This is a genomic window from Streptomyces sp. NPDC052040 (assembly GCF_044548405.1).
Lineage (GTDB): Bacteria > Actinomycetota > Actinomycetes > Streptomycetales > Streptomycetaceae > Streptomyces.
Window position 1 is genome coordinate 127,351 of record NZ_JBIUBV010000015.1, and the last position, 13,402, is coordinate 140,752.

Genomic DNA, 13,402 nt, shown 5'->3' on the forward strand with positions numbered 1-13,402 from the left:
GTGAAACCGATCGATCCCCGTCTCCTCCAGTACGCCCGTGCCACCCGCCTCTTCCTGGTCGCGGTGGTGGTCCTCGGCGCCCTCGGTGCGGCCCTGGTCATCGCCCAGGCCATGCTGATCGCCGAGGTGGTGGTCGGCGCCTTCCAGCACCATGACCCGGTCGCCACGCTCCGTACCCCGCTGCTGCTTCTGGCGGCCGTCGCGGTGGGCCGCGGGCTGGTCTCCTGGCTCACCGAACTCGCCGCCCACCGGGCCAGCGCGGCCGTGAAGTCGGAACTGCGGGGCCGGTTGCTGGAGCGGGCGGGGGCGCTCGGTCCCGGATGGCTGAGCGGGCAGCGGACCGGTTCGCTCGTCGCCCTGGCCACCCGGGGGGTCGACGCCCTCGACGACTACTTCTCCCGCTATCTCCCCCAACTGGGCCTGGCGATCGTCGTTCCGGTGGCCGTGCTCGCGCGGATCGTCACGGAGGACTGGGTGTCGGCGGCGATCATCGTCGGCACACTGCCGCTGATCCCGCTCTTCATGGTGCTCATCGGCTGGGCCACACGCTCCCAGATGGACCGTCAGTGGCGGCTGCTCTCCCGGCTGTCCGGGCACTTCCTCGATGTGGTCGCCGGGCTCCCGACCCTGAAGGTGTTCGGCCGGGCCAAGGCGCAGGCGGAGTCGATCAAAAAGATCACCGGCGAGTACCGGCAGGCGACCATGCGGACCCTGCGGATCGCCTTCCTGTCGTCCTTCGCGCTGGAACTGCTGGCCACGATCTCGGTCGCGCTGGTCGCGGTGACCATCGGCATGCGGCTCGTCCACGGCGACATGGACCTGTACATCGGCCTGGTCATCCTGGTACTCGCCCCGGAGGCCTATCTGCCGCTGCGCCAGGTCGGTGCGCAGTATCACGCGGCAGCGGAGGGACTCGCCGCGGCCGAGGAGATCTTCACCGTCCTGGAGACCCCCGCGCCGACCCCCGGCACCCGGCGCCTTCCCGACGGGGAGATCGCCGTCGAGGACCTGACCGTGCGCTACCCGGGACGGTCCTCCGACGCCGTGTCCGGGGTGTCCCTGACCGTCGCACCGGGGGAGACGGTCGCCCTGGTCGGACCGAGCGGCGCGGGCAAGTCGACCCTGCTGCACGCCCTTCTCGGATTTGTGGAGCCCACCGGGGGACGTATCCGGGTCGGGGGCGTCGATCTCGCCGCGGCCGACCTGGAGGACTGGCGCTCCCGGATCGCCTGGGTGCCGCAGCGGCCGCATCTGTACGCGGGGACCATCGCCGAGAACGTACGGCTGGCACGGCCCGCCGCGGACGACACGGCGGTGCGGAGCGCGCTGGCCGACGCCGGGGCACTGGACTTCGTGGACGCGCTGCCCGCCGGGGCCGACACCGTGCTCGGTGAGGACGGGGCGGGACTCTCCGCCGGTCAGCGGCAACGGCTGGCCCTGGCCCGGGCCTTTCTCGCCGACCGGCCCGTGCTGCTGCTCGACGAACCGACCGCGTCCCTGGACGGGGCGACCGAGGCGGAGGTCGTGGAGGCGGTGCGCCGCCTCGCGGCGGGACGGACGGTGCTGCTGGTCGTCCACCGCCCGGCGCTGCTCGGCATCGCCGATCGGATCGTGCGCCTGGACCTGGACGGCTCCCGCCCGGAGGGACCGCGGCGGACCGAAGCCGCACCACTGCCCGGACCCCGGGCGCCGGAGGCGGCCCCCGCCCACGAGGAACGGACACCCGCCCCTGCGGCGGCGGGGCACGGCGGTGCGCTGGCCCGGGTCCGCGGAGCGGCCGCCGCACGCCGGGGCCGACTGGCGTTCGCCCTGCTCCTCGGGAGCCTCGCGCTCGGCAGCGCCGTCGGGCTGATGGCCACGTCCGGCTGGCTGATCTCTCGGGCTTCGCAGCAGCCGCCGGTGCTGTATCTGATGGTCGCCGTGACGGCCACACGGACCTTCGGCATCGGGCGGGCCGTGTTCCGGTATGCGGAACGGCTGGTGTCGCACGACGCGGTGCTGCGGATGCTGGCCGACACCCGGGTCGCCGTCTACCGGCGTCTGGAACGCCTCGCACCGGCCGGGCTGCACACCACCCGACGGGGAGATCTGCTGTCGCGGCTCGTCGCCGACGTGGACGCCCTCCAGGACTACTGGCTGCGCTGGCTGCTGCCCGCCGGTGCCGCGCTCCTGGTCTCGGCGGGCGCGGTCGGCTTCACCGCCTGGCTGCTGCCGGAGGCCGGTGCGGTCCTCGCCGCCGGTCTGCTGGCGGCCGGAGTCGGCGTACCGCTGGTGACCGGTGCGGTGGCGCGCCGGGCGGACACCCGGCTGGCACCGGCCCGGGGTGTGCTGGCGACCCGGGTGACCGATCTGCTCACCGGCACCGCGGAACTGACGGTCGCGGGGGCGCTGCCCGCGCGGACGGACGAGGCACGGCGGGCCGACGGGGTCCTCACCCGGATCGCCTCCCGCGCCGCGACCGCCACCGCGCTGGGCGACGGGCTCACCGCGCTGGTCACCGGCCTGACCGTCGCGGGCGCGGCCCTGGTCGGGGCGCAGGCCGTGGCCGGGGGGCGGCTCGACGGCGTCCTCATGGCCGTGGTGGTGCTCACCCCGCTGGCCGCCTTCGAGGCGGTACTCGGGCTGCCGCTCGCCGTGCAGCACCGGCAGCGGACACGGCGGAGCGCCGAGCGCGTCCACGAGGTACTCGACGCCCCGGAGCCCGTTCGGGAGCCGGAACACCCGGCGCCGCTGCCGTCGTCGCCCTTCCCGCTCGTCCTGGAGGGGGTGGCCGCACGTCACGACGGTCAGGAGCGGGACGCCCTCACCGGACTCGGGCTGACCCTGGAACAGGGCCGCAGGATCGCCGTGGTCGGTGTGTCGGGTGCGGGCAAGACGACGCTCGCCCAGGTGCTGCTGCGGTTCCTGGACCCGGCCGCCGGGGTCTACACGCTGGGCGGAACGGATGCCCGGGCACTGGACGGGGACGCGGTTCGGCGCATGGTCGGCCTGTGTGCCCAGGATGCGCATCTCTTCGACAGCTCGGTACGGGAGAACCTGCTGCTCGCCCGGAAGGACGCGAGCGAGGGGCAGTTGCGTGACGCGCTGGCGCGGGCGAGGCTGCTGGAGTGGGCCGACGGACTGCCCGACGGCCTCGACACCCTGATCGGTGAGCACGGAGCACGGCTGTCCGGGGGGCAGCGCCAGCGGCTGGCCCTGGCCCGCGCCCTGCTCGCCGACTTCCCCGTCCTCGTCCTGGACGAGCCCGCGGAACACCTCGACCTGCCCACGGCGGACGCCCTCACCCGGGATCTGCTGGCCGCCACGGAGGGCCGTACGACACTGCTGATCACCCATCGGCTGGCCGGTCTTGAGGCGGTCGACGAGGTGATCGTGCTCGCGGCGGGCCGGGTGGTCCAGCGCGGCTCGTACGGCGAACTCGCCGCGGTGGAGGGTCCCTTGCGCACCATGGCGCGCCGGGAAGCCCGCGGAGACCTGCTGGGCGAGCGCGCCGGGCAGCCGGACACGGGGGTGCCGGCCCTCTCCGGAGCCTGACCGGAGGGACCGCCGGGGGCGGGTGGCCGTCCGGGGGACCCCGCGGGCACCCGCCCGGGGGACATCGCTGAGCCATCCGTGGCCGCCCGTTCCGCCAGCAGTGGGACGTCGACAGGACTGCTGCCGGGACACGGGCCACGATCATTGACATGCCTTCACTTCTCCTTTCTCCCCTCCTCGTTTCCCTCCTCATCGGCACCGCCGGACTCGGCACAGCTGGACTTGGTACGGCCGGACTCGGCACCGCCGGAGCCCTGCCCGCCCGGGCGGCCACGGCCGGTGGCGGCGGAGCGGCGGCCGACAGCGCGTACGCCGCTGCCAGCGCCCGGGTGGCACGGCTGTACACGGACGCGGCCGCGCTGACCCGGCAGTACGACGCAGGACGCCGGGAGGCCGCGAAGCAGCACGCCATAGCCGGGCGGGACGACCAGCTCCTCACCCGGGAACACGGGCTGATAGCCGCCCTGCACCAGGATCTCGACCGGCTGGCCCGGCCCCCGTACCCACCGGACGACGGACTGCCGTACACCGCCCGGACCCTGCTCCCCGTCGGTGCCGAGGAACTGATAGCGAGTCAGAGCACCCTCGCCCGGGTGGATCTCGGGGACACCGACGCGGTCATCCGCAGCCGGCTGACGGAGGCGGGCCTCGCCGCGGAGCGGGCCCGGGCCTCGGCGCGGTGGCAGGCGCTGAACAGGCGGAACGAGCAGCTGGCCGCGGAGCAGCGGACCGTCCAGACCAAGCTGGAAGCGGCGCGCTGGGTGCTCCAGAGCCAGGCCAGCGCGGCCGCGGCGGCGGGGGTCTGCCGGGGGGCCGTCCATCTGGACCAGCCGCGGCACGGGCCCGGGCGCAGTTGGATCACGCCCGTGGAGACGTACCGGCTCTCGGCGGGCTTCGGCAGCGGCGGCAGCCACTGGTCGCACGGGCACACGGGCCAGGACTTCGCGGTGCCCATCGGGACGCCGGTGCGTGCGGTGGGGGCCGGGCAGGTGGTGCGGGTGAAATGCGGGGGCGCGTTCGGCATCGAGGTCGTGATCAGGCATCCGGGCGGCTACTGCACCCAGTACGCCCATCTCACCGCCGTCACGGTCGGCGCGGGGGACCGGGTGTCGACCGGCCAGCTGATCGCCCAGTCGGGCACGACCGGCAACTCCACCGGACCCCATCTGCACTTCGAGGTCCGGTCCACTCCGGAGTGGGGGTCCGGTATCGATCCCGTGCCCTGGCTGAAGGCGCACGGCGTGCGGGTCTGACTCCCCCGACGATTCCCCCGCCGACTCTCGCGGCTGCCTACGGCTGGGCGGCGAGGATCTGTTCGATCACCACGGCCACCCCGTCCTCGTTGTTGGCGACCGTCCGCCCGGACGCGGCGGCCACCACGTCCGGATGGGCGTTGCCCATCGCGTACGACCGGCCCGCCCAGGTGAGCATCTCCACATCGTTCGGCATGTCGCCGAAGGCGACGACCTCCTCGTGGGAGATGCCCCGCTCGGCGCAGCACAGGGCGAGGGTGCTCGCCTTGGAGACTCCGGGACCGCTGATCTCCAGCAGGGCGCTGGGGCTGGACCGGGTGATGGACGCGCGGTCGCCGACGGCGATCCGGGCGAGCGTGAGAAAGGCGTCCGGGTCCAGCGTCGGGTGGTGGGCGAGGATCTTCAGCACGGGTTCCCCGGCACCCGGCGCGTCCGGCGCGAGCAGTTCCTCGGCGGGCGCCAGCAGGTCCGGGATCTCCATGTGCAGCTTGGGGTAGTCCGGCTCCTGGTAGAAGCCGTAGGTCTGCTCGACCGCGTACACCGTGCCCGGCGCGGCGTCCCTCAGCAGCCGCACGACGTCGAGGGCGTTCTCCCGGGCCAGCTCCCGTACCTGCACGAACCGGTGGGTGCCAGGACCGCCGTGCAGGTCCACCACGGCCGCGCCGTTGCCGCAGATGGCCAGGCCGTGCCCGTGGACATGGTCACTGACCACGTCCATCCAGCGGGCCGGGCGACCGGTGACGAAGAACACCTCGATACCGGCCTCCTCGGCGGCGGCCAGGGCGGCCACCGTCCGCTCGGAGACCGACTTGTCGTCGCGCAGCAGTGTGCCGTCGAGATCGGTCGCGATCAGCCGGGTCGGGACGGTGGGGGCCGGGGTCTCGGGCTGCCGGGTCGCTGAGGTCACGGGCGTCATTCTCGCGCACACGACCGTACGCGTGTGCGTGAGTCCGCACACGTGAGTGGTGACACTGCTCACCAGAGCGGTCACACCCCGTCTGCCCAGGCGCACCCCGCACGCCCCGCCCCAGGCGCACCCCCGCATGCCCGCCCTGCTCAGTCCAGCTGAGCCGGGGCCTCCATGGCGATCTGCTCGAAGACTTTCTCGTCCGCCGCGAAGTCGGAGTCCGGGATGGGCCAGTGGATCACGATCTCGGTGAAGCCGAGTTCCGCATGGCGTCCGGCGAAGTCGACGAACGCGTCGAGGGACTCCAGGGGCCGCGCCCGGTCCGGGGTGAAACCGGTGAGCAGGATCCGGTCCAGCTCCCGCGCGTCCCGGCCGACCGCGGCGCAGGCCTCGGCCAGCTTCTCGGTCTGACCGCGCAGGGCCTCCACCGACTGCTCCGGGGTGCCGTTCTCGTACAGCTTCGGGTCGCCCGTCGTCACCCACGCCTGGCCGTGCCGGGCGGCGAGCCGCAGACCGCGCGGCCCGGTCGCGGCCACCGCGAAGGGCAGCCGGGGGCGCTGGACGCAGCCGGGGATGTTGCGCGCCTCATGGGCGGAGTAGTGCGTGCCCTCGAAGGAGACGGAGTCCTCGGTGAGCAGCCGGTCGAGCAGCGGTACGAACTCGGCGAACCGGTCGGCGCGCTCACGCGGCGTCCAGGGGTCCTGACCGAGCGCGGTGGCGTCGAAGCCGGTGCCGCCCGCCCCGATTCCCAGGGTGATCCGCCCTCCGGAGATGTCGTCGAGGGAGATCAGCTCCTTGGCGAGGGTGACCGGGTGCCGGAAGTTCGGGGAGGTCACCAGGGTGCCGAGGCGCAGCCGGTCGGTGACGGCCGCAGCCGCGGTCAGGGTCGGCACGGCGCCGAACCAGGGCCCGTCGCGGAAGGACCGCCACGACAGATGGTCGTAGGTGAAGGCGGTGTGGAAGCCGAGCTGCTCCGCGCGCTGCCATGCGGAACGGCCGCCCTCGTGCCAGCGGACGTGGGGCAGGATCACGGTGCTCAGACGCAGACTCATGCCATCGAGCGTAAGCGGAGGCCCGTGTTTCCCGGCGCGAGCCTGATCACACGGGTTCCGCGACGGGAAGGCGGAGCGTCAGCGCGGCTCCCGGAACCGCAGATACCGCGGCGGGACGCTCCGGGTGAGCCACACCCCGTTCGCGCTCACCTGGAAGACATGGCCGTCGCGGTGCATGGCACCGGCGTCGACGGTGAGGACCACGGGGCGGCCGCGGCGGGCGCCGACCCGGGTGGCGGTCTCCCGGTCCGCCGACAGATGCACGTCGTGCCTGGTCATCGGCCGCAGACCCGCCTCCCGGATGGCGTCCAGACTGCGGGCCACGGTCCCGTGGTAGAGGTACTCGGGCGGGGTCGCCGGGGGCAGTCCCAGATCGACGTCGACGCTGTGTCCCTGGCTGGCCCGGATGCGGGTGCCCTCGATCGCGAAGCGCTGCTTGTCATTGGTGGCGACCACCCGGTCCAGCTCCGCCCGGCTGATCCGGAAGCCGTGCGCGGCGGCCGCGGCGAGCAGCGTCCCGATCTCCACCCAGCCGCCCTCGTCGAGGGCCAGCCCGATCCGCTCGGGCTGGTGCCGCAGATGTTTCGAGAGGTACTTCGACACCTTCACGGTGCGTCTCTCGTCGTCCTCGTCTGTCACCCTTCCAGCGTGCGGGAGAGATGCGGATCACGCACATGATTTTGCTGCCGAGGTTTGATCCACAAGTAAGTAGAGTTATCCACAAGGAAATTGACGTTACTGTGGACAACTCCCTGTGACGGATGAGGCGTTCGTCAACAGATGCTGCACAGACGTGCACTTGGGGCGCATGATGCCAAAGGTGCCGGTGGGAAGAGCGGGTTGGGTGACAGGCGCCCCGTCATGGCGAGTTGGCGATGTTCATCATGAGGCGTAGATCATTGTCATGAATTGACGATATGTCAGATCAGTGACGTCACACCCTGGGCTGCCAACGAGCCAGTGCCCGAAGCACCCTTGGGGCGACATGGGACAGCAGGTGGAGCGCGCGGGCCTCCGGAGTGACCGGTACGACGGCCTGGTTCCGTACGACGGCCCGGAGGATAGCGTCCGCGACCTTCTCCGGCGGATACCCCCGCAACCCGTAGAGCCGTGAGACCCGTTGCTGCCTGCGCTTCTCCTCCACCCTGTCCACACCGGTGAAGCGGGCGGTGGCGGTGATGTCGGTGTGGACGAAGCCGGGGCAGATGGCCGACACCCCGATGTCCTGACCGGCCAGTTCGGCGCGGAGGCACTCGCTCAGCATCAGGACGGCCGCCTTGGAGGTGCTGTAGGCGGGAAGGGTCCTGGAGGGCTGATAGGCGGCCGCGGAGGCGACGTTGACGATATGGCCGCCCTCGCCCCGCTCGGCCATCCGCTTCCCGAAGAGGCGGCAACTGTGCAGGACACCCCACAGGTTGACGTCGAGGACCGAACGCCAGTCCTCGGCGGTCGTGTCGAAGAAGGAGCCCGACAGACCGATCCCCGCGTTGTTCACCAGGACGTCCACCACCCCGTAGTCCAGGGTGACGCGTTCGGCGAGCTTCTCCATGTCCGCCTCGTCCGCCACATCGGCCTGCTCGGCCCAGGCCGTGCTGGCGCCCCGCAGCCGGGCCTCTTCCGCCGTGGCCGTCGCGCTCCGCTGGTCCCGGTCGACGGCCACCACCCGCGCTCCCGCCGCCGCGAACGCCAGCGCCGTGGCCCGCCCGATACCGCTGCCCGCGCCGGTGACCAGCACCAGCCGGCCGCCGAACCGGTCCGCGTACCGTCCGCGCGTGGCCGGTGACGGCCGTCCGGCCTCGACGGACGTCACGAACTCCCCGATCCAGGAGGCGACCTGCTCGGGGCGGGTGCGCGGGATCCAGTGCCCCGCCGGAAGCGTCCGCCGGGTCAACTGCGGAACCCAGCGGTCCAGTTCGTCATGGAGCCGCTCCGACAGAAATCTGTCCCCGACCGGGGTGATCAGCTGGACCGGGGCGTGCGCATAGGCGTCGGTGCGCGGATGGCGCAGCCGGGGCCGCACATTGTCGCGGTACAGCCAGGCACCGTGCGCCGCGTCCGTGGGCAGGGACGGCGCCGGGTAGGCGCCGCCGGGCACCCTCTCGACCCGGCGCAGGACGCCCGCCCAGTGCTTGCCCAGCGGGCCGCGCCAGGCCAGCTCCGGCAGGGCGGGGGTGTGCAGCAGATACACGTACCAGGAGCGGGCGCCCTGGCCGAGCAGCTGGGCCGCCCGGCGCGGGGTCGGCCGGTGTGTCCGCCGCTTGATCCAGTGCCCGAGGTGGTCCAGGGACGGCCCCGACATCGAGGTGAAGGACGCGATCCGGCCCTCGGTGCGGTGGACGGTGACGAACTCCCAGGACTGCACCGAGCCCCAGTCGTGCCCCACCAGATGCACCGGTCGGCCCGGGCTGACCGCGTCCGCGACGGCCAGGAAGTCGTCCGTCAGCTTCTCCAGGGTGAAGCCGCCCCGCAGCGGGCTCGGCGCCGTGGACCGGCCGTGTCCGCGCACGTCGTAGAGCACCACATGGAAGCGGTCGGCCAGCCGGGCGGCCACCTCGGACCAGACCTCCTTGCTGTCCGGATAGCCGTGGACGAGCATCACCACGGGCTGCCCGGGATCCCCCAGCTCGGCCACGCTCAGCTCGACCCCGCCCGTCCGCACCCGGCGCTCCCGCGCACCCTCAAGAGTCACTTGCCCCTCCGCCCGGCCCCGTGGACGCGGCGGCCCGGCCGTCCCTCCCGCGACCGCACCGCCGTCCGCGAAGACCCCGTATCGGTGTCCGTTCCGTGACATCGGCGAATGTGACAGTTGTTAGAGAACGCGTCAACAGGGCGGGGTCCATCTGTGGACAACTTCGGCGACGGCGGACGAGCCGGGCCGGTCCGGGCGCTCGGCCGTTCGACCTGAGAAGGATCCCTACGGGCCCGTACGACTGGAGGCTGACCCGCAGACAGCTCTGCGGTCTGACGACTGCCGTGGTAAGTGTCACTACCGTCAGGGGGGTGACTGTGATCGTGACCGAAAGTCTGAGCAAGCGGTACCCCCGGGTGACCGCGCTTGACCGGCTCTCCATGGATGTCGGGCCCGGTGTGACAGGGCTCGTCGGCGCCAACGGAGCCGGCAAGTCGACCCTGATCAAGATCCTGCTGGGTCTGTCCCCCGCCAGCGAGGGCCGCGCCGAGGTGCTCGGCCTGGACGTCGCCACCAGGGGCGGCGAGATCCGCGAGCGGGTCGGCTACATGCCGGAGCACGACTGCCTGCCGCCCGATGTGTCGGCCACCGAGTTCGTTGTGCACATGGCGCGGATGTCCGGGCTGCCCCCGACCGCCGCCCGGGAGCGCACCGCGGACACCCTGCGCCATGTCGGCCTGTACGAGGAGCGCTACCGCCCCATCGGCGGCTACTCCACCGGCATGAAGCAGCGCGTGAAGCTCGCCCAGGCTCTGGTCCACGACCCCCAGCTGGTCTTCCTGGACGAGCCGACCAACGGCCTCGACCCGGTCGGCCGCGACGAGATGCTCGGCCTGATCCGCCGGGTGTACACCGACTTCGGCATCTCGGTCCTGGTCACCTCGCACCTGCTGGGCGAGCTGGAACGCACCTGCGACCACGTCGTGGTCGTCGACGGCGGCAAACTGCTGCGCTCCAGCTCCACCCGGGACTTCACCCAGACCACCACGACCCTCGCGATCGAGGTCACCGACACCGGCGAGCACCCCGACGGCACCCGCGCGGTCCGCGAGGCGCTCCTCGCGCGCGGGGTCACCGCCCACGACGGCAGCGGCCTGCCCGGCGCCGGGCACATCCTGCTGCTCACCGCGGACGGCGAGCAGACCTACGACCTGGTCCGGGACGTCGTCGCCGACCTGGGCCTCGGGCTGGTCCGGATGGAACAGCGCAGGCACCAGATCGCGGAGGTCTTCCAGGACAGTGACGAGCAGCGGAAGGAGGCGGTCGGCCATGGCGGTTGAGCAGCCCACGGCCCGTGAGGCCGAGCAGACCCGGATCCACAACATCGGCTATCGCTCCTACGACGGCCAGCGCCTCGGGCGCGCCTACGCCCGCCGCTCGCTCTACTCGCAGTCCCTGCGCGGCGCCTACGGCCTCGGCCGCTCGGTGAAGTCCAAGGTGCTGCCGATGCTCCTCTTCGTGGTGATGTGCGTCCCCGCGCTGATCATGGTCGCGGTCGCGGTCGCCACCACGGCGAAGGACCTGCCCGTCGCGTACACCCGCTACGCGATCATCATGCAGGCGGTCATCGGCCTCTACGTCGCCTCCCAGGCACCCCAGTCGGTCTCCCGGGACCTGCGCTTCAAGACGGTGCCCCTGTACTTCTCGCGCCCCATCGAGGCCTCCGACTACGTCCGCGCCAAGTTCGCGGCCCTGGCCTCCGCGATGTTCGTCCTGACGGCCACCCCGCTGCTCGTCCTCTATGTGGGCGCGCTGCTCGCCAAGCTGGACTTCGGCCACCAGACGAAGGGCTTCGCCGAGGGACTGGTCTCCGTGGCCCTGCTCTCCCTGCTGTTCTCCGGGATCAGCCTGGTGGTCGCCGCGGTCACACCCCGGCGCGGCTTCGGCATCGCGGCCGTCATCGCCGTGCTGACCATCTCCTACGGGGCCGTCTCCACCATCCAGACCATCGCGAACACACAGTCCGGCGACACCACCGCCGTCGTCTGGATGGGCCTGTTCTCGCCCGTCACGCTGATCGACGGCCTCCAGACCGCCTTCCTGGGCGCCAAGTCCTCCTTCCCCGGCGGGGAAGGACCCTCGTCCGCACAGGGAGTCGTCTACCTCCTCGTCGTCCTGGGACTCATCGCGGGCAGCTACGCGCTGCTGATGCGCCGCTACCGAAAGGCCGGACTGTGACCGCCCACCCGTCGCCCCTCACCACCCTTCCCAGGAACGGGCTGCGTCCATGAGCACTCTCTCCATCGACCATGTCTCGCGCTGGTTCGGCAACGTGGTGGCCGTCAACGACGTCACCATGACCATCGGCCCGGGCGTCACCGGTCTGCTGGGCCCGAACGGCGCCGGAAAGTCCACCCTCATCAACATGATGGGCGGCTTCCTCGCCCCCTCCACCGGCTCCGTCACCCTCGACGGGCAGCCTGTGTGGCGCAACGAGGAGATCTACCGGCACATCGGCATCGTCCCCGAGCGCGAGGCGATGTACGACGTCCTCACCGGGCGCGAATTCGTCCTCGCCAACGCGGAGTTGCACGGGCTGGGCGCGAAGGCCGCCGGGCGGGCGCTCGCCACCGTCGAGATGGAATACGCCCAGGACCGGAAGATCTCCACCTACTCCAAGGGCATGCGCCAGCGGGTGAAGATGGCGTCCGCGCTGGTGCACGACCCCTCCCTGCTGCTGCTCGACGAGCCGTTCAACGGTATGGACCCGCGACAGCGGATGCAGTTGATGGACCTGCTGCGGCGCATGGGCGCCGAGGGCCGTACGGTCCTCTTCTCGTCCCACATCCTCGAAGAGGTCGAGCAACTCGCCTCGCACATCGAGGTGATCGTCGCCGGACGGCATGCGGCGAGCGGTGACTTCCGGAAGATCCGCCGGTTGATGACCGACCGCCCGCACCGCTATCTGGTGCGTTCCAGCGACGACCGCGCGCTCGCGGCCGCGCTGATCGCCGACCCGTCGACGTCGGGCATCGAGGTCGACCTCGCGGAGGGCGCGCTGCGCGTCCAGGCGGTGGATTTCGGCCGGTTCACGGCCCTGCTGCCGAGGGTCGCGCGTGAGCAGAGCATCCGGCTGCTCACGGTCTCGCCGTCGGACGAGTCCCTCGAGTCCGTGTTCTCGTATCTGGTCGCGGCGTAGGAGGCCCAAGATGTACGACCCCACAGTCGCCCGGCTCACCTACCGGGGCCTGCTCGGCCGCCGCCGGGCCCTCATCCTCGGCGCACTGCCCGCGCTGCTGATCGTGATCTCCGTGATCGTCCGGACGCTGACCGGCGCCGACGACCAGGTCGCCCATGACCTGCTCGGCGGTTTCGCGCTCGCCACCATGGTGCCGATCATCGGCGTCATCGCGGGCACCGGCGCGATCGGGCCCGAGATCGACGACGGCTCGGTGGTGTATCTGCTGTCCAAGCCGCTGAAGCGGTCCACGATCATCACCACCAAGCTGTTTGTCGCCGTCGCGGTCACCATGGCGTTCTCGGCGCTGCCCACCTTTGTCGCGGGCCTGATCCTCAACGGCAACGGCCAGCAGATCGCGGTCGCGTACACGGTGGCGGCGCTGGTCGCCTCCATCGCCTACGCCGCCCTGTTCCTGCTCTTCGGCACGGTCAGCCGCCACGCGGTGGTCTTCGGACTGGTGTACGCACTGGTCTGGGAGGCGCTCTTCGGCTCGCTGGTCTCCGGGGCGCGCACGCTCAGCATCCAGCAGTGGGCGCTCGCCGTGGCCCAGAAGGTCACCGGCAGCTCGCTCGTCACCTCGGAGGTCGGACTGCCCACCGCCGTGGTGCTGCTGGTCGTGGTGACCCTGGCCACCACCTGGTACGCCGGTCAGAAGCTGCGGACGCTGAAGCTGGCGGGCGAGGAGTAGAAGCCCCGCGGCCGGCCGTCCCGGTGGGGGCGGGCGCTCTTGACGGCGGCTTCACCTCTGCCCGGGCACACTGGACAAAGGGGATGCAGCGCGGAAAG

General features: G+C 71.9%; 10 protein-coding genes. 6 read left to right on the plus strand and 4 right to left on the minus strand.

What is annotated here, in order from left to right; translation table 11 throughout:
• Together cydD and ACIHAA_RS25625 are read left to right on the plus strand one after the other, a co-directional pair.
• The gene (gene cydD / locus ACIHAA_RS25620) at positions 1–3,534 is read left to right on the plus strand and encodes a thiol reductant ABC exporter subunit CydD (protein ID WP_399821026.1); all 3,534 of its coding nucleotides are present in this window, start codon (positions 1–3) and stop codon (positions 3,532–3,534) included.
• A 149-nt stretch (positions 3,535–3,683) separates the two neighbouring features.
• A complete protein-coding gene (locus ACIHAA_RS25625; protein ID WP_399821028.1) occupies positions 3,684–4,787 on the plus strand; it encodes a M23 family metallopeptidase in 1,104 nt (367 codons plus the stop codon).
• A gap of 37 nt (positions 4,788–4,824) precedes the next feature.
• Here the strand turns inward: ACIHAA_RS25625 and ACIHAA_RS25630 are convergent, their stop codons facing one another.
• The 4 genes from ACIHAA_RS25630 to ACIHAA_RS25645 all read right to left on the minus strand — a co-directional run bounded on the left by ACIHAA_RS25630 (position 4,825) and on the right by ACIHAA_RS25645 (position 9,435).
• Positions 4,825–5,694, minus strand: a complete 870-nt coding sequence (locus ACIHAA_RS25630) for a Cof-type HAD-IIB family hydrolase (protein WP_399821031.1) — start codon at positions 5,692–5,694, stop codon at positions 4,825–4,827.
• 149 nt (positions 5,695–5,843) lie between these two features.
• On the minus strand, positions 5,844–6,746 hold the full coding sequence (locus ACIHAA_RS25635) for an LLM class flavin-dependent oxidoreductase (protein WP_399821033.1): 903 nt from the start codon (positions 6,744–6,746) through the stop codon (positions 5,844–5,846).
• A gap of 78 nt (positions 6,747–6,824) precedes the next feature.
• Positions 6,825–7,385: an RNA 2'-phosphotransferase gene (locus ACIHAA_RS25640; protein ID WP_399821034.1), complete on the minus strand. Its 561-nt coding sequence runs from the start codon at positions 7,383–7,385 to the stop codon at positions 6,825–6,827.
• A gap of 295 nt (positions 7,386–7,680) precedes the next feature.
• Positions 7,681–9,435: an SDR family oxidoreductase gene (locus ACIHAA_RS25645; RefSeq protein ID WP_399821036.1), complete on the minus strand. Its 1,755-nt coding sequence runs from the start codon at positions 9,433–9,435 to the stop codon at positions 7,681–7,683.
• A 317-nt stretch (positions 9,436–9,752) separates the two neighbouring features.
• On the opposite strand from ACIHAA_RS25645, the gene ACIHAA_RS25650 reads away from it, so the two are divergent.
• The 4 genes from ACIHAA_RS25650 to ACIHAA_RS25665 are packed head-to-tail and all read left to right on the plus strand — an operon-like array spanning position 9,753 to position 13,304.
• Entirely contained in the window at positions 9,753–10,715 is a 963-nt protein-coding gene (locus ACIHAA_RS25650) for an ABC transporter ATP-binding protein (protein WP_399821105.1), read from the plus strand.
• On the plus strand, positions 10,705–11,613 hold the full coding sequence (locus tag ACIHAA_RS25655) for an ABC transporter permease (protein WP_399821038.1): 909 nt from the start codon (positions 10,705–10,707) through the stop codon (positions 11,611–11,613). Before ACIHAA_RS25650 ends, ACIHAA_RS25655 begins: the two co-directional genes overlap by 11 nt.
• 49 nt (positions 11,614–11,662) lie before the next feature.
• Positions 11,663–12,574: an ABC transporter ATP-binding protein gene (locus tag ACIHAA_RS25660; RefSeq protein ID WP_399821040.1), complete on the plus strand. Its 912-nt coding sequence runs from the start codon at positions 11,663–11,665 to the stop codon at positions 12,572–12,574.
• A gap of 10 nt (positions 12,575–12,584) precedes the next feature.
• Positions 12,585–13,304 (plus strand): ABC transporter permease, encoded by a 720-nt coding sequence (locus ACIHAA_RS25665; RefSeq protein WP_399821041.1) that lies wholly within the window; start codon positions 12,585–12,587, stop codon positions 13,302–13,304.
• Positions 13,305–13,402: the final 98 nt, after the last annotated feature.